This window comes from Priestia sp. BR_2 (genome assembly GCF_041954005.1).
In the GTDB taxonomy this organism is placed as follows: domain Bacteria; phylum Bacillota; class Bacilli; order Paenibacillales; family Paenibacillaceae; genus Paenibacillus_AQ; species Paenibacillus_AQ lautus_A.
In genome coordinates this window covers 224,204-246,200 of record NZ_JAVFHM010000193.1, presented here as the reverse complement: position 1 = coordinate 246,200, position 21,997 = coordinate 224,204, and the positions used below count along the sequence as shown (strand labels likewise).

At 49.8% G+C, this 21,997-nt stretch carries 16 protein-coding genes; 15 read left to right on the top strand and 1 reads right to left on the bottom strand.

Going from position 1 to position 21,997, the window contains the following annotated elements; all coding sequences use genetic code 11:
- Nucleotides 1-41: 41 nt before the first annotated feature.
- From RB298_RS14425 to RB298_RS14395, 7 genes are all read left to right on the top strand, one after another.
- Nucleotides 42-941 (top strand): carbohydrate ABC transporter permease, encoded by a 900-nt coding sequence (locus RB298_RS14425; protein WP_375119984.1) that lies wholly within the window; start codon nt 42-44, stop codon nt 939-941.
- Nucleotides 942-1,091: 150 nt separating this feature from the next.
- Nucleotides 1,092-1,994 (top strand): carbohydrate ABC transporter permease, encoded by a 903-nt coding sequence (locus RB298_RS14420; RefSeq protein ID WP_213578805.1) that lies wholly within the window; start codon nt 1,092-1,094, stop codon nt 1,992-1,994.
- A gap of 33 nt (nt 1,995-2,027) precedes the next feature.
- Nucleotides 2,028-3,041 carry a glycoside hydrolase family 130 protein gene (locus tag RB298_RS14415; RefSeq protein ID WP_096773947.1) on the top strand — a complete coding sequence of 338 codons (1,014 nt, stop codon included), beginning with the start codon at nt 2,028-2,030 and terminating at the stop codon, nt 3,039-3,041.
- A 35-nt stretch (nt 3,042-3,076) separates the two neighbouring features.
- Nucleotides 3,077-4,453 carry an FAD-dependent oxidoreductase gene (locus tag RB298_RS14410; protein ID WP_486047425.1) on the top strand — a complete coding sequence of 459 codons (1,377 nt, stop codon included), beginning with the start codon at nt 3,077-3,079 and terminating at the stop codon, nt 4,451-4,453.
- Entirely contained in the window at nt 4,450-5,457 is a 1,008-nt protein-coding gene (locus RB298_RS14405; protein WP_486047424.1) for an SGNH/GDSL hydrolase family protein, read from the top strand. Before RB298_RS14410 ends, RB298_RS14405 begins: the two co-directional genes overlap by 4 nt.
- A 355-nt stretch (nt 5,458-5,812) precedes the next feature.
- On the top strand, nt 5,813-6,496 hold the full coding sequence (locus RB298_RS14400) for a hypothetical protein (RefSeq protein WP_486047423.1): 684 nt from the start codon (nt 5,813-5,815) through the stop codon (nt 6,494-6,496).
- 119 nt (nt 6,497-6,615) lie between these two features.
- Complete coding sequence (locus RB298_RS14395; protein ID WP_096773943.1) at nt 6,616-7,101, top strand: hypothetical protein; 486 nt, start codon at nt 6,616-6,618, stop codon at nt 7,099-7,101.
- 46 nt (nt 7,102-7,147) lie between these two features.
- On the opposite strand, the gene RB298_RS14390 is transcribed toward RB298_RS14395, so the two are convergent.
- The gene (locus RB298_RS14390) at nt 7,148-8,308 is read right to left on the bottom strand and encodes an epoxide hydrolase family protein (RefSeq protein ID WP_375119977.1); all 1,161 of its coding nucleotides are present in this window, start codon (nt 8,306-8,308) and stop codon (nt 7,148-7,150) included.
- A 106-nt stretch (nt 8,309-8,414) separates the two neighbouring features.
- Between RB298_RS14390 and RB298_RS14385 the strand changes: the two genes are divergently transcribed.
- The 8 genes from RB298_RS14385 (at nt 8,415) to RB298_RS14350 (ending at nt 21,959) form a co-directional block, all read left to right on the top strand.
- A complete protein-coding gene (locus tag RB298_RS14385; RefSeq protein ID WP_096773941.1) occupies nt 8,415-9,269 on the top strand; it encodes a helix-turn-helix domain-containing protein in 855 nt (284 codons plus the stop codon).
- 379 nt (nt 9,270-9,648) lie between these two features.
- Nucleotides 9,649-10,689: a Cfr family 23S rRNA (adenine(2503)-C(8))-methyltransferase gene (locus RB298_RS14380; RefSeq protein ID WP_096773940.1), complete on the top strand. Its 1,041-nt coding sequence runs from the start codon at nt 9,649-9,651 to the stop codon at nt 10,687-10,689.
- A gap of 164 nt (nt 10,690-10,853) precedes the next feature.
- The gene (locus tag RB298_RS14375; RefSeq protein WP_096773939.1) at nt 10,854-11,117 is read left to right on the top strand and encodes a CD3324 family protein; all 264 of its coding nucleotides are present in this window, start codon (nt 10,854-10,856) and stop codon (nt 11,115-11,117) included.
- Between the two features lie 412 nt (nt 11,118-11,529).
- Complete coding sequence (rplD, locus tag RB298_RS14370) at nt 11,530-12,153, top strand: 50S ribosomal protein L4 (protein ID WP_096773938.1); 624 nt, start codon at nt 11,530-11,532, stop codon at nt 12,151-12,153.
- 430 nt (nt 12,154-12,583) lie between these two features.
- Nucleotides 12,584-13,861: a cytosine permease gene (codB, locus tag RB298_RS14365; RefSeq protein WP_096773937.1), complete on the top strand. Its 1,278-nt coding sequence runs from the start codon at nt 12,584-12,586 to the stop codon at nt 13,859-13,861.
- On the top strand, nt 13,830-15,098 hold the full coding sequence (locus RB298_RS14360) for a cytosine deaminase (RefSeq protein WP_486047422.1): 1,269 nt from the start codon (nt 13,830-13,832) through the stop codon (nt 15,096-15,098). The genes codB and RB298_RS14360 overlap by 32 nt, the downstream gene beginning before the upstream one ends.
- Before the next feature lie 145 nt (nt 15,099-15,243).
- Entirely contained in the window at nt 15,244-21,141 is a 5,898-nt protein-coding gene (locus tag RB298_RS14355) for an S-layer homology domain-containing protein (protein ID WP_486047421.1), read from the top strand.
- 338 nt (nt 21,142-21,479) lie between these two features.
- The gene (locus RB298_RS14350) at nt 21,480-21,959 is read left to right on the top strand and encodes a GyrI-like domain-containing protein (protein WP_096773935.1); all 480 of its coding nucleotides are present in this window, start codon (nt 21,480-21,482) and stop codon (nt 21,957-21,959) included.
- Nucleotides 21,960-21,997: the final 38 nt, after the last annotated feature.

Sequence of the window (21,997 nt, the reverse complement as noted above, 5' to 3'; positions counted from 1 at the left end):
TGGCGGATGCCCCTTTTCTTTCCCCGAAGGAGGAACGAATCGTGAGTATTAAATGGAGACGGCTGGGGGAGAATGCTCTGTTTCTGTCCCCCAGCATTATTTTGACGGTGGCTCTGGGTATCTATCCCTTGTTATGGATGCTGCGTTATATGTTTTATGACTATGCCGGGTATGGCGATGCGCTGTTCGTTGGGCTGGACAATTTCCGTCGGCTGATGCGCGATGCGTTGTTCTGGGAATCGGTTGGCAATACCTTTATCTATGCCGGGGGCAAGCTGCTGCTGACGCTGCCGTTGTCCCTGCTGCTCGCGGTCATCCTGAACGGCAAGCTGCGGGGCGGAAATCTGCTGCGCGGGATCTATTTTATGCCGACGATCATCAGCACCGCGGTTATCTCCGTGGTGTTCTATACGATCTTCAATTCCTATAACGGGATGGTAAACACCGTATTGATGAAGCTGCATCTTGTCTCGCAGCCCATCGACTGGCTCGGCCCAAAGCATGCGATGCTTACGGTCATTCTTGTGGCGGTATGGGGCGCGGTCGGTAACTATATGCTGCTGTTTCTGGCTGGCTTGCAGAGCATTCCGCAGGATTTGTACGAAAGTGCGGCCATGGACGGCGCGAATGCAGGAAGACGGTTCTGGAGCATTACGCTTCCGATGCTGGCTCCGGTTGCCCAGTTGGTCATTATGCTTGCGATTATCGCATCCCTGAAAGGCTATGAGAGCATTATGCTGATCACGGAAGGCGGACCGATCGGCAAAACCGAGGTCATGTATCTCTATCTGTATAAACTGTTGTTTCCGGTTTCCACGGGTTCGCCTGTGGAGCAGCAGCTTGGATACGGCAGCGCCGTTGGCTTCGCAACCGCTGTTATTGTGGGTGCGATCACGGGTTTGTATTTCTTATTAAGCCGTAAAATGAACAAGCTTTATTAGAGTTTCTTTTTAAAACCCACTTAACATGATTTTTGAACAAGCACTATATGCAACAATGGACGCCAACTTAGCGAAGGCCCTTACGATTTGACAACAACGCCGCAGACCGATTGATCATGAATGGCTGCAGGCGTGCAGGAGGATCAGCAGATGAACGAACAGGAATTACCCCAACAGCCGGATGCGCGCGGCCAAATCGCCGCCCGCCCGCCTTCCGGTCGCATAGGCAGAATTGCGGGCCGTACGGTGATGTGGTTGTTCTTATTGATAACGGCGATACTGACATTATTTCCCCTGTTGATGACTTTGTCCGGATCGCTCAAGACCGGCGCCGAAATGATGACCGGCGGGAGCCTGCTGCCGGCCAAGCTGCAGTTCGTCAACTATGCCGAAGCCTGGAAGCAGGCTAATTTTGCCCGCTATACCTGGAACAGCGCTTTTGTCAGCATTATGGTTACCGCCGGCACCCTGCTGGTAGCTGCCATGGCGGCTTATGTGGTGGACCGTCGCCATTTTCCCGGCAAATCCCTGTATGTGACGACGCAGGCGTCGATGATGTTTATATCCGTCGGTGCGATCGTGCTGCGCCCGCAATTCGATTTGATGGTCGCGCTGAACCTGAATACCACGCTGTGGGGCGTGATCCTGATTCTGATCAGTGCCCATTCCAGCACATTTTTTATGCTGCTGGGTTTCTTCAAAGCGATTCCCCGCGAGCTTGACGAAGCGGCCATGGTGGACGGCTCCGGCTTTGTCCGAACCTTCTTCCGGATTATTCTCCCGCTCCTGACGCCGGGGCTTGGCGTTGCCGGGCTGTTTGCTTTCCGCCATGCCTGGAACGAATACATTCTGCCGCTGGTCTTCACGATGACGAATCCTCAGCTGCAGACGCTCACCGTCGGGCTGGCGAATCTTCGTTACGGTTCTTCCGCGGCCATGCAGATCCATTTGATGATGGCGGGAGCATGCCTGTCGATTCTGCCGATGCTTCTCGCTTATATTGTGGCGAACAAATCCTTTATTCAAGTGACGGCGGGTTCAGTGAAAGGTTAATTTCATAATTCATAAACAAGGAGTTTGATGCATATGAGCGATATTATAGTGGGACCTTTGTTTTCCAGCCCGATCATGACCCGGCATTCGGCGAATCCGATTCTGACACCGGGTGATGTGCCCTACGGTCCGGCGTTGGTCTTTAATGCCGGAGTTACCAAATTTAAAGGCAAATATGTGATGGTTTTTCGCAATGACTACGGTGATGAACTTAAAGGGATTGTCGCCCCTCATCATACAACGAATCTGGGGCTGGCCTTCAGCGATGACGGCATTAAGTGGGATGTGCAGCCGGAACCGTGCTGGTCTTGGCATGATGAAGAGGTCATCCGCGTGTATGACCCGCGTCTAACGGTAATCGGCGAACAATGTTATATGTGCTTTGCGGTCGATACCAAGCACGGGCTGCGCGGCGGCATCGCCGTCACCGAAGATTTCAGATCCTTCGAGGTGCTGAGCCTATCGCTGCCGGATAATCGCAACATGGTATTGTTCCCGGAGCGGATCGGGGGCAAGTACGTCCGGCTGGAGCGCCCGATGCCTGTATACAGCCGGGGCGGGATAGACCGCTTCGACATGTGGATGAGCGACTCGCCTGACCTGAAATACTGGGGCAACTCCAAGCTGCTGCTGGCGGTTGAAGATGTTGCTTATGCCAATGACAAGGTAGGACCAGGCGCTCCGCCCGTCAAAACGGACAAAGGTTGGCTGACCCTGTTCCATGCCGTGGACATCGATCGCAGCCGGGGGAAGAACGGATGGGAGGACAGCTGGAAGAAGCGCTATACGTCCGGCATTTTACTGCTGGATCTTGCCGATCCCAGCCGGATCATCGGCATGGCGGAGACGCCGCTGCTTGCCCCGGAAGCCGATTATGAGACCGATGGGGGCTTCCGCAATCATGTTATTTTTCCGGGGGGCATGATTCTGGAGGATACCGGAGAAGTCAAAATCTACTACGGCGCGGCCGATACCGTAGAATGCCTGGCGACTGCGCATGTAGATGATTTGCTGCATCTTTGTCTGAAAGGCACAGTCCATAAGTAATGATGACATATTGATACAGAATGGGGAGGGGTTCTATGAAAGGACATATTACGTTGCCATCCGCCAGCATTCCGGTCAGCCGCGAGGTGGATGTGCTTGTCATCGGCGGAGGCGCCTCAGGCATCGCCGCGGCCATTGCCGCTGCGAAAGGGGGGGCGAAAACAATGCTGGTGGAGCAGCGAGGATTCCTTGGCGGCATGGGCACGGTTGCGCTCGTTCCGGCTTTCTGTCCCTTTACGGATAAGCGGAAGCCGATTATCCGCGGTCTCGGCCTTCAATTGATGGAACGGATGAAGCAGGCATGCGATCCTCAGTACCGTGAGGAATATCAAGAGATGCTGGATTGGGTGCCGATCGATCCCGAAGTGCTGAAACGGGTTTATGATGATGCCATTCTGGAAAGCGGTGTGACGCCGCTGTATCACACCTTTGTTTATGATGTTGTCTTGTCTGAGGACCGCCGGAAGGTTGAAGGTGTCGTTGTCGTTAACAAAACAGGACGTTCTTTCATCCCCTGCAGATATATTATCGATTGCTCGGGAGATGGGGATGTTGCCGCATTGGCGGGAGCCCCTTTTCAGAAGGGCGGGGAAGCGGGCGAGCTTCAGCCCGGCAGCATGTGCTATCTGCTTGCGAATGTGGACCGTCCAAGGTTCAGACGGTACTTGGAGGAGAGCGGGGATACGGGCCAACTGCACAAGACGGTGGAGCTGGCGATCGAGGACGGTGCGCTGCCGGAGGGCCGCAAGTCGATCTCCGGCCTTGCTTGGGTCAGCGACTATTTGGTAGGCGTCAACTTCGGCCATGTATTCGGCGTGGACGGCACCCTTGCCGAGGATTTGACACGGGGGGCGATCGAAGGGCGCCGCACGGCGGAACGCCAGCTGCAGTTCTTCCGCCGCTACGTGCCGGGCTTTGAGCGCGCCCATATGGTAGCGAGCGGTGAGCAGCTCGGCATCCGGGAGACGCGGCGGATTGAAGGGGACTATATCCTGACGGTCGATGACTTCCTTGCTGCGCGTTCCTTCCCGGACGACATTGCCCGCAACGCATACTACATCGATATTCATCTCGCCAACAGCAAAAGCGAGATGACCTTTAACCACCTGCCGCCCGGGGTTTCACACGGCGTACCGTACCGGATCATGCTGCCGATTGGCATCGACAACCTTTGGGTTGCCGGACGCTGCGTATCCTCGGACCGAGCAGTGCAAGGCTCCCTTCGGGTGATGCCGAACTGCTTCTCCATGGGCCAGGCCTCGGGAACGGCGGCTGCATTGGCGCTGCGGGACGGCACCGGCTCTCGCGGCATTTCCGTAGCCGAACTTCAGCAGCGGCTGCTGGAGCAGGATGTATGGCTGGGAGAAGATTTCATTCCGGCTGATAAGCAGAAGGGAGGGAATGCGCCGTGAAGCAGCTTCCATTAACGGATGAGTGGTTTCACGGTGCCGTGTCGCTCGAACACGGGGAGGATGGTATCAAGCCGTGGCGTATTCCTTACATGGATTACGAGCTGTATCCGCCTGGGGGAATCGATGGCAAAGCCGAGATATGTGCCGGTGTTCGCCTGCGGCTGCGGACGGACTCTACCGAGGTGGCAGTATCTTTTGCACCGCTTGCGGACGCCGCCGCCATGGATTGCGTTGTAGAAGGTAGACTATGCCAGACGCTCAGCCTGTCCGGCGGAGCAACAGAAGCCTTGTTCAGCGGACTTAAGGACGGAATCAAGGATGTGGAGATTTGGCTCCCTCAAAATATAGGAATAACCGTCACCGGCCTACGGACTTGTGCCCATGCCGTCGGAGTCCCGCTGCCGGACACCCGGCCTCGCTGGATTACGTATGGGAGCTCCATTACCCAGTGCGTCGGGGCTTCCAGCCCCTCCCGCGCTTGGCCAGCCATTGCCGCCGAAGCCTGCGGCTTCAGCTTGACCAATCTCGGCTTCTCCGGCAACTGCCACATGGAACCGATGATCGGGCGTCTGATTCGCGACTTGCCGGCCGATTTCATCTCGATATGTGCAGGCGTGAACATCTATGGCGGGGGCACATTAAGCCCTCGCATGTTCAAGCCGCTGCTGATTGGCCTGCTGGAGACGATACGCGACAAACACAGGGATACCCCGCTGCTTGTCATTTCTCCGATTTATGGCACCGTCCGCGAAACGCAGCTCAATTCGCTGGGCTTCACCCTGCCCATCATGCGGGAATTCATCCGCGAGGCCGTGGAGCTGCTAAGGGCTCGGGGCGATCGCCAGTTATACTATCAGGACGGCTTGAAGTGGTTCGGTCCGGAGGATGAAGCCTTTCTGACGGATGGCCTACACCCTGGAGCCGAGGGGTATGAGCTGCTGGGCCGGCGTTTCCGCAATCTTCATGACTTTGCGTTACGGGCTGTACATCGAAACGCGGAGTGAGGAGTTTCTATTAAATTCGGGATAACCAATTGGAATCATGGCGGATCATTTTTGGACTTTCTTTTGATTGGACGAAAAGAACTTGAAGACCTTAAAGCCGCATCCTATGCGGCTTTTTTGGTTTGAAGTATATAAATTCTTGTTGTTACTTAAGTCAGGTGCATTTACTGCTTATTAAGCTAATAGGCACTTTTATGGAATATCTTATCCATTTAGGGTTGATGAATTGGTATGTTAAACTATTTTTCCGACTGCAATATGAACTAACATTCGCGAAAAATAACTAGCAACTTCATATAGCAGCAATTAAATCATCCTACTTACAAGATGAATGTATCAGAAAGGAAGTACAGCTTTGCCTAAGCACATAAAGATCTACGCACCAATACTTATTATTATCATCATTATAAACGTTGCGGTGTACAGGCATTTGGAAAACCAGGCATCTGTTAGATACAACGGGCTCCATTCCCTGTATCAGCTGAAGAACGACTCGGCATTTGCCTATTTAGTGAAGCACGCTTCTGAAACGATTCCGCTTGCTGATACGCTGATGGCGATCAGCGAGTCGAAGGAAAATGAAGATCCTGCCAAGATACGGCAATGGATCGATAAGGCGAAGATCCAAGCGGAGGAAATCGATGAGCAGCTATTAACGATCATTGAATTTAGCGATACCTTCCCCAACAACGCGGTTCCCAAGCTTTCAGTTAATAATACGGCAATGACAACGGATAACCAGGAGGGCATGTTTATTCTCGCTTTTCAGGCAAGGACATGGCGACCGTTATACCAAATAAGCTATTCGTATTGGAAGTCTAATCCAAAAACAATTGACGCCAAGACCAGAGAAACCTTGCGCTCGCTTGCGACTGAACTCCGTGAGTTAAACCAAACGATGATGTCGTTCAAGGATGCCGCACATCACATGTTTTTCGAGGATCAAATAGAGTCATATAAAGCGGAAATGCTGCGGCAGTTGAAACCACATCTTGAACGATTGAAAAAGATCCAAGAAAACTTTACGGGCCAAAAATAAGACGAATGAATGGAATGGGCAGCATGCTAAACCATAATCTAATGAAGATAATGGGTTTTATAGAAAAATAAACCTCGGCCTGGTAAACTACCAATATAAAGTTTGAGGAGGAACCAGGCTTGAAGAGTTTTGTGAAAAATTCTGGCCGCATCACTATGATGTTGTTCATTGCATGTAGTGTCGGTTGCAGCGCTAGTGAACAAAACAATCCACGCATCCGAGAAGAGATAGCAACGAAAGAAGCTGTTGAGTCCATGAATATGAATCCCCATGCTGATTCAGGAACCGACGAATTAAGCCAAGCCGGAGAACGGTATGGGTCCAATATTATGTACTCCATTAAGATGTATCTCGAAAGACCGGAAGTTTCTCAAGCATTTCGCAATCAACTTGCCGAAACGATAGAGCTTGGATATGACTTGTATCGAAAGAAGGACATTCAGGAGTTCGAATCTTTGGTAGTCCATATAAAAAAAGATAATCGATCAGAGGTAAAGGAAATATATGAGAAACTCATAACGATTTACCCTCTACCCACCAGAACGATCAGAGGTGCAGGCTTCAACAGCACTAAAGACGAAACAGTAAAGGCCGTTGAATCCTAATGAGCGCTCATCTATAGCTTGCATGATGAAATAGTTTTGATTTAGATTAATTTCTATTTCCCAATCTGTATGGCTTATAGAAAGCACGAATGTCACGAGCTAGAAGCTCAGGTTCTTCCATGGCGGTAAAATGTCCGCCGGATGGCATCGAAGTCCAGCGAGTAACGTTTAAGTTACGTGAGGCCCATTCCTTAGGCGGCAGCAAGATGTCTTCCGGAAACAATGCGATGCCTGTCGGTACCTCGATATAGCCCAATGGCGGTAATGAATGTGAATTCTCATAATACATGCGTGTTGACGATCCCATCGTATTCGTAACCCAATAAATCATAATGTGGGTGAGGAGCTCATCCTTGCTGAATCTTTGCTGGAGGTTACCCTTACAATCACTCCATGATCGGAATTTTTCGATCATCCAGCCTGCCAAACCTGCCGGCGAGTCGGAAAGTCCATATGCAAGGGTTTGGGGGCGTGTCGATTGAATCGACATATAGCCACCTTCCAGAGCAATCCATTCCGAAGCGCTTGTCTTGTATCGCAGTTCTTCTTGCGAGAGATTAGCCTGACCACATGCATTCATGAGATTTCTGATAATGCCGATATCGGTCAGGTGAATTCCAAATAATAACTCGGGATGGTTTGCTGCCAGATATCTTGTAACACCGGAGCCAATATCTCCGCCTGCGGCAGCAAATTTTTTATAGCCTAATTCTTTTGTCATCAGTTTAGCCCACATTTCGGAGACGCGATTATTGTTGAATCCAGGTTGTTTGGGGCTGCTTGAGAACCCGAATCCAGGTAATGAAGGGACAACCACATCAAAAGAGTCCTCGGGATGACCACCATGGCTGGCCGGATCCGTAAGAAGGGGGATGATTTTTTGGTAACGAAGGTAGCTGTCGGGCCATCCGTGAGTAAGAATAATAGGCATGGGGTTAGGTCCTTTTCCACGCTCGTGCACGAAGTGCACATCCATGTCATCGATATTGCAGCTATACTGGGAATAACGGTTCAACTCAGCTTCTTGTGCCCGCCAATCGTAGTGGTCCCGCCAGTACGAAACCAGCGACTTTAAATAGCTTAATTCCGTGCCTCGTTCCCAACCCGAGTGTTCTAGCTGATCAGGCCAACGGATGTGATGAAGTCTGTATTTGAGATCGGCAAGGATCTCATCGGAGACGTGAATATGATAACGTTCCATCGACATATGGATCTCCTCCTTTAGTTGTTACATCGCTATTATATCCCGCACCTATGTGTGGTACACTGGCTTAAATGAAGCATCTGACTATACGATTTGATAGGTGATTGCTATGCCGCAAGTAGACCGTCACAAAAACCGCACCGTGTACATTGAATTTGCCGCAACAGAAGATTTTAGTGTGCTTCCTTATCCTGAACGTCTTACCCTGGTTCTCATTACGTCAGGAAGTTTAAGCGGGATATTAAACGAACGACCAATTAAAATTTCCGCACCGGGCGTCCTTTGTCTTGCTGAAGAAGATGAGATGAAAGTCGTTGAGAGACAGAACGTGGCTGCGCAATCCTTTCGTTTTCACCCTGCATTCCTTAACACCGTAACACTTTCCGAAACGCAGAGTTACATTCCTACGGGTCCGAGTATACAAAGGGGTCTTTCACTTTTTCAAAGAGATGGTCGAAACTCTGGTGTACCTCGTGTATCGGAAAAAGCATACCCGCTTATATTCGAGTGGTTCTTCATACTCGGTACGGAAGTGCAAGCGCAAAGTGATGAACGCTGGGTATGCAGAATAAAAAAATACCTCATTCAAATTTTAGGTTTACTGGAGGATCTAAATCATAATAGTGAACAATCCCCGGTTGATTTGGTATTGGAATATATACACACCAACTATCCCAAAAAGATTTCGTTGGAAGATTTGACGAATTGCGCTCATTTGAACCGTGTGACGCTAAATAAGCTGTTTCAAGTGAGATGCGGAAATACAGCTATCGGTTACTTGCTTTCCTATCGTTTAAACGTTGCGTGCGATCTTCTGACACATACGGGTATGAAGCTTGATGAAATTGCACGCGATACCGGATTCGAATATGACACTTACTTTATTAAGCAATTTCAAGCTAAAAAAGGCATTTCACCTACAAAGTATAGGAACATGACTCGTAAGTTCGCGACTGAACAATAGAAGATGAGGAAGGATCAATAAAAAGTCCGAAGCGGGGAGGAAATATGCCTGCTATCTAACTCGCCTTGACCGAAACATATATCTTGTGTTAAATTTTTTTCATGTAATAACGATGATGAACAATGGGAGGGATAAAGTGATGACTGCTTCTGAGATTGTAGATGTAAACGTGAACCTGTCATGTAAAGCGATGTTTGACAAGGTTCACATAATTACAAATCAGATACCGGAACTTTATCCTTCTATGCATATATACAGTTAGCGACTTATTTATAGTTAGTCTCTTATTTTTGTATAGGTATAGTTAGGTTAATGTACGCAAAAAAGCACCGGTAAGCTGGTGCTTTTTTACGTTTTCTCCGTTTAAAGGGAGATAGAAATGAAGCATTTATCTAAGTATGAAAAAATACGTAAGATCTTATCGGCTCTAAATCAACCGAATTATAGATATTCGCAAATAGCAGAGGCAATCTTCAAGAACAAGATCGGAAATTTCGAAGCAATGAACAATTTGCCTAAGCCTGTAAGAAATGAATTAATCAAAGAGCTTGGAAACAATGTGTTAAGCATCACACCAAAAATGGAGCAGAAATCCAACCAAGTTAGCAAAATTTTGTTTGCTATCCCAGGCGATGAATACATTGAATCCGTAAGGTTAAGTTATCAAACGGGCTGGGAATCCTATTGTATCTCTTCGCAGTGCGGCTGCGGATTTGGTTGTACATTTTGCGCTACGGGAACACTCGGTTTGAAGAGGAATCTTACAACGGATGAAATAACGGATCAACTGCTTTATTTTACTTTGAATAACCATCCCTTGGACAGTGTGTCTTTTATGGGAATGGGAGAGGCACTTGCAAATCCCTATGTATTTGATGCTTTGCATGTGCTGACGGATCCTAAACTTTTCGGTTTAGGACATCGAAGGATTACGGTTTCTACCATAGGTTTATTACCTGGAGTAAAAAAGTTGACGAAGGAATTTCCACAGATTAATTTAACGTTCTCGCTTCATTCACCATTTCATGATCAGAGAAGCGAGTTAATGCCCATTAACAATCATTTTCCATTAGAAGAAGTTATGACCGTGTTGGACGAGCATATTCAGCAAACAAAGCGAAAGGTTTACATTGCTTATATCCTGCTAAGGGGTATCAACGATTCAACTAAACATGCTGAAGCCGTTGCTGATTTGTTGCGTGGAAGAGGGTCGTGGGAACATTTATATCACGTCAATCTAATTCCATACAATTCCACTGATGCCACATCACAAAGTTTTGTAGAGTCGGATCAGAACAGCATCAATATGTTCCTTAGAATCTTGAAGTCAAAGGGAATCCATGTCACCGTGAGGACCCAATTCGGATCAGACATCAACGCAGCATGCGGTCAACTATATGGATCAAACGGTAACATTTAATAAGTCGATCAACTAACCAGGAGGAATACAATGTTCTTAAAAAATACATCTATAACACATGTGATTCTCCATGCAGAGCCGGTTTTGAGTATTTGCATGGAGCAGCCAAAAAAATAGAAACTGGCTTTGCTGCTTGAACAATAATTTCAAGGAGTGAGTCGTTCGTGAGATATATTAATGCTTCTGTCGTCTTGCCGGAGGAACTAGTAGAACAATTACAGGAATATGTCCAAGGCGAATACCTCTATATACCAGCTAGAAAAAATGAATTTAAAGTCTGGGGAGAGCTGTCTGGCGCACGAAAAGAAATTAACCAAAGAAATGATGCTATTGTGGGTGCGTATTTATCTGGCGCTTCAGTCGAGGAACTCTCAGAATCATTCTTTTTATCAACCTACGCTATCAGAAAAATAATTTATCAGAAATAATTACCTACGAATCCCTTCAAGCGTGCTAAAATCCAGCACTGTTACTTGAAGGGATTTTTTAATGCAAAAAAACGGGAATTCAGAGCAGCCACTTATATGTGATGCAGCTTACGTTAACGAATAAAAAATACTACAGCATCGTTTTGTATATAGAGCATACATTTTCGATCTGTTATCGTGAAGATGTAAGAGAAACATGGGGATAACCCATTTAAAAAAATGTATCAGGAGGGGGTCGAAGTGATGGATGTTATCGTAAATACTTCGATTGCAGTATAAGTGAGCAGGAAGAAAAAGTTGATATTCTAAATCTAACAAAACAACTGATTATCATTATTTCTGCTCACTATTGAGCTATACGTTCCCATAAAAAATCCACATATTTATGATGATAATCAGGAGGTAGCTAAGATTGTTAAACGTTTCTATTTATAATATGGAAGGTAAAATTACGGGTGAGATGGAGCTTGAAGAATCCATCTTCGGGGTGATTCCCAACAAATCGGTACTGCATGAAGCTGTTGTTAACCATCTAGCGAACAAGCGACGTGGGACGCATTCGACTTTAACCCGTGGCGAAGTTAGAGGTGGGGGTAGAAAACCCTATAAGCAAAATAAAATTGACAGATCGAGGGCGGGTTCCATTCGGATGCCGCACTGGCGTCACGGAGGGATTGCGTTTGGTCCCAAACCTCGTGACTATGGTTATAGCCTTAATAAAAAGGTTAAACGTCTTGCGATTAAATCAGCTTTATCCGCCAAGGTGCAAGATAACGAACTCATCGTAGTTGACCGTATTAAACTTGAAACTTACAGGACAAAATCGATCATTGCCATGCTTACAGCTCTTTATGCCAATAAGAAAGTGCTTATTGTAACACCTGAGGCGGATCAAATCGTGTATAAAAGTGCAAATAACATTCCGGATGTGCAGACAACTGATGCCAAATCGCTGAATGTATATGATGTTCTTAATTGTGATTCGTTCATCATAGCTAAGGATGCAATTAGAATAGTTACAGAAATCTATACCTAATAAGTACACGTGGAGTGATGAAGAAAAGTACAAAACCCATATGAACTACTAGAGTCGCAGAACAACGATCTTATTGGCTTTGTCTCTCCAATGTATCTTCGTGCTCTTGAGTTTTACGATATCCTTCCGCATTAAAGATACTTAAGAGGATTTTAACCATTGGATAATTATAACATTGACAACTGCAGGCTTTTCCAAAATAATAGAATGTAATTGAATACTGGTACCTTTAATTCAGTCCAGAGAGGCTGGCAAGGGCAGCGGATTTTTATAATCACGCGTGATTCAGAGCGTATTCCGTCAGGGATGCTCTGCGTCTTCGCGCGGGTTATGATGTAATGAAAGAGGCTACTTGTCAGTGAAGACTTGACGAGTAGCCTCTTTTTTCTGCTTCTTTGGTATCAGAACACTTTAACCTGGAGGTATTCTGATGAGCAAACAAGATCAAGAGTTTTCGTGGCAAGCGGTACCGAAAACGCAGAGAAACCATTTTTGGAAGACGTTATCCGTTATGTTAGGGTTCACATTCTTTTCGGCAAGCATGCTTGCGGGAGGGACGCTCGGAGTCGGCTTGACGTTCATGGAGTTTATTGGAATCGTGCTTGCGGGTAATTTGGCACTCGGTATCTACACAGGAGCGCTGGCACATATCGCTGCAAAAACGGGCCTTTCCACGCATTTGCTGGCAAAATACGCGTTCGGTGAGAAAGGCTCGTACCTGCCATCATTCCTGCTTGGCTTCACGCAGGTCGGATGGTTCGGCGTCGGCGTGGCCATGTTCGCGATTCCGGTTGCCAAAGCGATGGATTGGAACGTGTACCTGTTGATCTTCCTGTTTGGTCTCGCGATGACGGCATCGGCCATCTTCGGCATGAAGTCGCTGGTCATTCTGGGTTATATCGCGGTTCCGGCCATTACCATTCTCGGCAGTTACTCCATGTTCAAAGGCGCAGATATGCTGGGCGGTCTGCAAGGCTTGCTCGATTACACGCCTGAACAGACACTGACCGCGGCAGCGGCACTGACCATTTGTATCGGCTCATTCATTAGCGGTGGAACCTTGACGCCCGATTTTGCACGGTTCTCCCGGACGTCGAGGCAGGCGGTTACCGCCACGGTCATAGCGTTCTTCCTGGGGAATTCGCTCATGTTCCTGTTCGGTGCGGTTGGCGCCATGGCTTATAACCTGGCAGATATCTCGGAGGTCATGTTCCTGCAAGGGCTGATCATTCCCGCGATCATCGTACTGGGGCTGAATATTTGGACGACCAATGATAACGCTCTTTACGCTTCCGGACTGGGATTTGCCAACATCACAAAAATATCGAAAAAATTCTTCGTCATCGTAAACGGCATCGTGGGTACCCTATTTGCCATGTGGATGTACAACAATTTCGTCGGGTTCCTCAATGTGCTGGGCGCGGCGGTACCGTCCATCGGGGCCATCATCATCGCGGACTACTTTTTTGTGAAGCGCAGAAACTATAAGCCATTTGCCGACATGACTTTCAAGAAGGTAAACTGGATAGCGATGCTGGCTTGGGCTATCGGCGTGGCGTTCGCTCAGCTTGCTCCAGGCATAACGCCATTGAACGCACTAATCGGTACGGCGGTGGCCTACATTGTGTTGATGCTGATCGCTCCTGCAAAAGAATCCAAAGAAAAGGGGAAAAACAATGATTATACAGAACGCAAAATTGCGGGGTAAAGAAGGTTTGTGGAATATCGTCGTGAAGGACGGAAGGTTTGAGCTAATCACGCAGTCGCTGGAAGCAACGGCGAATGAGGAAGTCATTGACGTGGGCGGCTCGCTTGTGCTGCCGCCGTTCATTGAGCCTCACATTCATCTGGATACAACGTTAACGGCAGGCGAGCCGGAATGGAATTTAAGCGGAACGCTGTTCGAAGGCATTCAGCGTTGGTCTGAACGCAAGGCATTCCTGACGCATGAAGACGTCAAGACGCGCTCCAAAACGGCACTGAAGTGGCAGATGGCACAGGGCATCCAGCATGTACGAACGCATGTGGACGTCACCGATCCAAGCTTGACCGCGGTAAAAGCGATGCTTGAAGTGAAAGAAGAAATGGCACCATACATCGATATTCAGCTTGTCGCTTTTCCGCAGGAAGGCATTCACTCCTACCCGAACGGCGCGGAATTGCTGGAGGAGTCGCTGAAAATGGGCGTTGACGTGGTTGGGGGCATTCCGCACTTCGAATTCACGAGGGAATATGGCGTTGAATCGATGAAGGTTGCGTTTGACCTCGCCGAAAAATACGACCGGCTCATCGACATCCATTGCGACGAGATTGATGACGAGCAATCCCGTTTCGTGGAAGTCGTCGCCAAAGAAGCCTACGAACGCGGGCTGGGCTCCCGCACCACGGCAAGCCACACGACGGCGATGGGCTCATACAATGATGCATATACCTACAAATTGTTCAGATTGCTGAAGATGGCGGACCTCAATTTCGTCTCCAATCCTCTGGTCAACATCCACCTGCAGGGACGCTTTGACACATATCCGAAAAGAAGAGGGCTGACTCGCGTCAAAGAGCTGCAGGAAGCCGGTCTTAATGTGTGCTTCGGTCACGATGATATCTTTGATCCATGGTATCCGCTAGGCACGGGCAACATGCTGCAGGTGCTTCACATGGGCATCCATGCTTCGCAGTTGCTCGGTTACGATCAAATCGTGAATTCGATCGATCTCATTACGAAAAACAGTGCAAGAACGCTGCATATCGAGGACGTGTACGGTATTGAAGAAGGCAAGCCTGCGAACTTCATCGTTCTTGAAGCCGAGAACGAATATGAGGCTATACGCAAACAGGCCGGAGTGCTCTACTCGTTCAGAGGCGGCCGCAAAATCGCCGAAACGAAGCCGCGGGACACGTCGGTCATTCTTGAGGGCGGTTCGGAGAAGGTCACTTTCAATAAATAATGAAATGAAGTTTAAAGCTATCGCGTTCTTAGCGATGGCTTTTTTTTTATTCAGAATTCGTTTACGAAACACGCAATTACATTTAATATTCGCTTGACCCTTATGCTTTAGGATTTTAGAGAAATAAAGCAAATAGGAGGAGCACATGAAGCGAAAATGGATCGCCGGATTATTATCCGGCATACTGATTGGCAGCAGCTTGTTTGAGCTTGCGCTTGCAAGCAACTCGGCCTATGCGGCCCCTTCGGGAGCAATGCCGGTGTTGATCTCGGAAATTTATCCCGATGACCGGTCGAATCAGCAGACGATCGAAGGCGCGGGCGGGGCCGACCTGTTCGAATATGTGGAGGTTTACAATCAATCGGGAGCGCCGATCTCGTTTAATGACGAATTCAACATGCGTTACGACTACAATACGGGCGTGAAGACGTTGACGGTAACGGACACCGTATACGGCAATCCGGATGGGGTGGTCATCCCGGCGGACAGCCCGGCCGTGCTCTGGGTGGAACGGACAAGCTCATCCATTACCGGAGCAGCCGCTGCCCTGACGGAATCCGATTTCCGCCGGTATCATTCGATTCCCGACCAGGTACCGGTATTCAAGCTACGGGGACAGGATGGCCTCAACAATACGGACCGCGGCTTATACATAACCCGAAAAGACGACGACGCCGCCGTGATCAGCGGCTTCTATTATACTGCCAATGATGTCGGCGACGGCAAGAGTGTACATCTTCAGCTGCCTCCCGGCGGTTCGGCGATGATTCCTTACGCCAGGGAAGCTGCGCCTAGCGCCGGAATCGTTGACTTGGGCCAGCTATCGCCGCTTGACAATCGTGCGCCGGAAATCAATCACACGCCCATTGCCTTTACCGAGCGGACACAGCTGCTGACCGTCAGCGCAAGCGTCTATGACGCGGACGGAGATGCGCTGGTAGTTAAGATGTATTACAAAACGGCGGTCCATAGTCCCTACAGCCAGATCGACATGATCGATCGGGGCGGTGATCAATTCGATGCGGTCATTCCGGCCGATCAGTTGACCGGGGATAAGCTGCAGTATTATATCGAGGCAGCGGATGGGTTTCAGCAGTCGAGATCCGTCGATTATGAAACGGCTTTAACCGGAGCTTCTGCAGGCGGGGACGTACCGCGTATTCTAATTACCGAAATTCTTCCGAACCCGGCCGGGGATTACCGGTGGGGAAGCGGCAACCAGTACGAATACGTTGAAATCTACAATAACTCGGATCAGGTTTTGGACCTCAAGGATTACACCCTCTGGTATCTATATCCGGGCACAACGGCGCCTAAGAGCTGGAAGGTACCGGATCATACCTCGATCGAGCCGTACAGCGCAGCGGTTATCTGGTTCGCGAAGGAAGCCGTGGCTAACGGCAAGGGGTATACGACGACGGCGGACTTCAATCTGCATTTTAACAGCATGCTGAACGACAACGATATTATTTTCTACGATAATTCGAAAGCTTCGGATTTCAATCTTCCGAATTCGCTGCATCGCGGGATTGCCTTGTCCGCGCCGGGACAAGCCAATTCGTACATCGTACAGGCCTGGTACGATCCCAGCACTCCGGACAGCCCGGACAGGCTGGTCAACGACGTCCGCAATGCGGTAGTTCGATATGCCTATCCGGATGCAGGAACGACCATGAAACGCCTGGATAATCGGATGTACGCCAATCCTGGGAGCATTGATCCGGTTCAGGTGCCGCCTGTTGCAGGTGTCGACATGATTGCCCCGACGCTGCAGCATGAGCAGACCGCCTATAACTTGGGCCAGGGACAGGCTTATCCGGTTTCCGTGATCAGCGATGAGCCCCTTGCTTCCATTGAAGTGCTGATTGGAGCGGCTTCCGAGGAGCCGACAGCGTTTACGGACAAGCATGCGTTGACGCTTGCGTCCCAAGATAATGGACTTTACGTCTATCAAGGCACGATCACGCTAAATGAGATCGGCGTCTATCGGTATATCATTGAAGCTGCCGACGGCAGCGGCAACCGCACGCGGGTTCCATATAACTCCCGAGGCGGCTTGCTAACGGTTAACGAAGAGAATACGGGAACGGAGCTGCCGGAGCCGGGGTTGTCCTTATCAAACGGCAGCATGATCAGCGGAAAGTCATCCTTCTATGCTTACGGCTCCCGGGCTGAAGACGACATCGAAGTTCGCTTTGAGGTCAATCCGCTGCCGCTTCGCAAGGCACTGCCGGGTAGGGTACAGCTGGGCATGCAGACCCGGGGGATCGATCAGATTTACCAAGCGTCGGCAAGCGCGCTGGATGCAAGCGGGGAGACGGTATTTTTCAGCCGCATCCTGCCCAAATACATCGACGGCGCCTGGTCGATGTTCGATATGGCTCCTGACCTGTTCGTCACCGGGACAACGGTTTCCGTGCATACCGGAAATGAGAATGCGCCATATCAAGTCAAAGACCATGACAAGGTATTCGGCAAGAACAACCATGATGATTTTGAAGTGATGAATCTACATCTTGTGCTGCCGGACGGTTCGGTGGTCAAACCGGATAAGGTACTGAACTACCTGGGCAACCTTGGGCAGTCGACCGTGGATTACCGGGAGGATACGTACTACGGATTCGGCGATGCGGATTACGGCAGCAACCCGAACAAGCCGATGATCAGCGACTTCCATTTTCCGATTCCGCAAGACAAGTTCACGGCAAGATATGCCGAGCTCGACACCGCTTCGGTAAAGGACGGGGTATATCCGCTGAGCATGTCGGTGAACGGTCAAGTCTTCCAGTCCGTCGACGTGACTGTGGACAACACCGCACCCGAGATTGAAGGGATATCGTATGGGGAAGGGCAATTATTGACCGACGCCATACAGCTCAAAGGGCCGTTCATGCTGGATGTGGTCGCTTCAGATAACTTAACAGGCGTAACGGGCATTACGGCGGAGCTAGATGGCGAGTCAATCACGCTACCTTATGAAACATCTTCCACGCTGCTTTCGCCGGGCGAGCATATTCTGAATGTGACCGTACTCGACGGGGCCGGCAATTCGGCGGAGATTTCTCGCACCTTTATGATCGAAGAGGAGAAACCTCTTCTTCCGGGCGAGGTTTCCCCAGCCGATTTCGCGGAGAAGGTGGGTTTGAATCCGAGCCTAAGAGCACGACTCAGCGATCCGAGCGGAGATTCGATGGACGTTCGCTTCTTGGAAGGGGATAAATATGACTTTGCCCGCGAAGACGGGATCGAAGGCCATTTTAACGTTGCAGACCGGGAGCCTCCGCTCGTGCTGGCGCCGGACGGAGAGAAAGGGATCGGCAAGGAGGAAGCCGAGAAAATGGCTTATCCGGACGGTGAGTATCTTATCACGGATACGGATTCCGGGTTCCCTTATCATCGATTCGAAATCGAGCTGGACGAAGCATGGTCGGAACAGGATACCGTAGAGCTGCACTGGCAAGGGCGCACGCTTCCGGGCCGTATCGTGACGCTGTATGCTTGGGATTATGAGAGCGGAAAGTGGACGGCACTGAAGTCGGCCACCGGTGACGAAGCCGAATCCGACATCGTCTTGACAGCGGAAGTGGATCCTAGCCGTTACGTGCGAAACGGCAAAATTCAGGCCATGGTCCAAGATGAAGTGAAGAGCGCGAATGCGCCGTTCAACATTTTATGGTTTACGGATACCCAGTATTACGCGGAATCGTACCCGGACATTTTCGATAAGCTGGGCGATTGGATCACGGAAGAATATGAGAAGGGCTTGTTCAGTTATGTGATCCATACCGGCGACATCGTGAACGTGGCCGACGACGAGAAGCAGTGGGCCGTAGCCGACCGGAATTTGAAGAAGCTGGACGAAGCGGGCGTACCGTATGGCGTGCTGGCGGGCAATCACGACGTCATCATTGACGGCGTGGACTACTCCTACTACGGGAAATATGTCGGGGCCGACCGGTACAAGAACAATCCATGGTATGGCGGCGAAATGGATAACAACCGCAACCATTACGACCTCGTGTCGTTCGGAGGCCACGACTTTATTTTCCTCTATATCGGCTTCGGGCTGGAGGATACACCGGAGACGATCGCTTGGGCCAACGAGGTGCTGAAGAAGCATGCGGACCGCATCGCGATCGTGGGCATGCACGCTTATCTGGAGAGCAACGGAACCTTGTCCAGTATGGCGCAGCGCGTTTTTGACCAGGTCATTGCGCCGAACAAAAACGTGCAGCTGGTGCTAAGCGGCCATTATCATGCTGCCAACCGGGTCGTGAAAACGGTGACGCATCCGGACGGATCGTCAAGACAGGTCATTGAAATGCTGGCGGATTATCAGGGAGGGCCGAACGGAGGAAGCGGTTATCTGCGTCTGCTGAAATTCGATCCAACCTCCGGCACGCTGGACGTGGATACGTATTCGCCTTACTTGGACGATTATAATTTCTTTGACGACGCCATTGAGGATTTTACGGAGCCGTTTGCGTTCAGGGATATTCAAAAACGGGTGGCAACCGATTATTTCGCGGTCAATGTGTACAAAGATACGCTGATTGGCGAGCAAAAAGACGTGAAGTCCGGAGAAATTGCTTCTGCCGTATGGAATGGACGAGAAGCCGATGAGACATATTATTGGTATATGGATATTACCGATGAATTCGGCGCCAGGCAGCTTAGTCCAATCTATCGTTTTACGACCACAAAGAAATCCTCGCATCCAGGTGGCGGCAATGACGGCGGCGGAAACAATGGCGGTGGCGGCAATAACGGAAACAATGGAAACAACGGCAATAATGGAGGCGGCAGCAATCAACCGGGCCCAAGCAAGCCAGGTGCCACACCGCCGACCACTGGAGCTTCCAGACCGGGAACGATTAGTGCGGATGTTGCGATAAACGGTCGGAAGGCTCAGGCAGCCATCGGCGAATTGGAGCTCAGCGAAGCCTTCGAAAGCGTAACAGCAGATGGGCGGGGGATTAAGACCGTCACGATTCAACTGGACGAAAGCGCACGAACGTTTAACGGCGAAATCGTCATCCAGGTACCGTCAGCGTACTTGAACCGGAACCACGCACATGAACGGATCGAAATCGTTACCCCACTGGCAACCGTGAAGGTGCCTTCCAATATGCTGAACAATCTGAAGGAAGCAGGGCAGTTCACGGGCCTCGTGATTCGTCCGGGCAATCAAGGCGGGCTTTCCGGGGACCGACTTGCCTGGATTGGGAACAGACCGATCGTCGAGCTGCTGCTGCAGATCGATGGCAAGACGGTGGAGTGGCCGGGAAGCAGCACACCTGTAAAGGTATCGCTCCATTATGAGGCCAAGGCTGACGAGCGATTGGATCAGCTGGTCGCGTGGGGACTCAATGCAATGGGATCCGAATCCGCTGTCCTAAACGGTTATTACAATGTCGAGCATCGTACCCTGACCTTTGAAACGGGCAAGCTTGGCACGTATGCGATCGCATATAAGCAAGTATCTTACCGGGATATAGACCCGCGCAGCTGGTATGCGGACGCCGTTCATTACCTCACTGCCAGGGACGTTGTAAAAGGTGCAGGCGGAGGGCGATATCTTCCGCAGGAGAAGATCAGCCGGGCCGATTTCCTGGTCATGGCCATGAATGCCTTCGGCTTCAAACCAGGGAAAACGGATGACGCCATGAATTTTGCCGATGCGGGGAGCAGGTACTATACGCCGTATTTGTCCACTGCGAAGCAGCTGGGACTGGTTCATGGAACGGGAGATAACCGGTTTAGACCGGAGGACTCGATCACGCGTCAGGATATGGTCGTCATGCTTCATGCGATGATGGAAGCGGCCGGAAGCGAGTTGCCGGGCGGAGGAGACGGCATGGATCGTTATTCCGATGCGAAGGACGTATCCGGTTATGCGCGGGAAGCGATGGATTTCATGCTTGAAGCCGCATTGATTCAAGGCACCGCCGGAGGCAAGCTGTCTCCAAAGGCCGTTACCAATCGGGCAATGGCAGCCGAGCTGATGTACAATTACCTGGTCAAAAGCCGGGAAGCCTCATAAACAAAAGAAAACATGCGGATCAGGCAAAAAGACATGAATTAAAAGTGCTCACAAAATAAGAACGGGAGAAACTTCCCGTTCTTATTTTGTTGCTTGTATTCTTGTAAGCACTTGATTACAAGAATATACATGCATAAGAGATTGCGAGAATCGAGGCTAGTTTGTCTTATTGCTGCAAGCTCTTGACCCGAGTTGAGGATAAGAAACCAAGTGATGGAATTCATACGTTTTAACTTTTTTCATAAGCCCTCTAAACAGTATCATTTTTTGACATGATTAAAAGTTATGATTAACCCATCGAACGAAATGAATATTCACAGAAAAGGAAGGGATTGAAAATGACAAATTACATCCTTGAGGAAAAAGACAGTTTTATCGTTTTAGGAATTGGAACTGAGCTTCAGAGCGACTACACCGACTATGCGGGCATTAACAAGGAGAAGGCCGACTTTTGGGAAGCCGTGAAGCAAGACGGAAGGTTGGACACATTAAAGGGCATCGCCGCAAATGACTACATTTTTGCCGTAAACGAAGCGGTTAACAACAAGATGATGTTCTACGCCGGCGTCATGACAGAGGAATCGGTGCCCGAAGCAACCCGCGTTATCCAATTTCCTAAAGGGGATTACCTCGTTGTAAAAGGGGAGGGGCAGTCGGCTGATGAGCTGAGTCAATTGCTTGCTGGTATCGCCTTTGGTCAAGTATTGCCGGAAGCCAAGAATTTCGCTTATGTCGGCGGGCCGAATGCCATGGTGGATATGGGACAGCGAAACGGCCAAATATTAGGCGAAATGTGGATTCCTGTTGTTCGGAAATAAATAGCCGCGAATGCTTTCGAGCGAGCTTTGCCTATAGT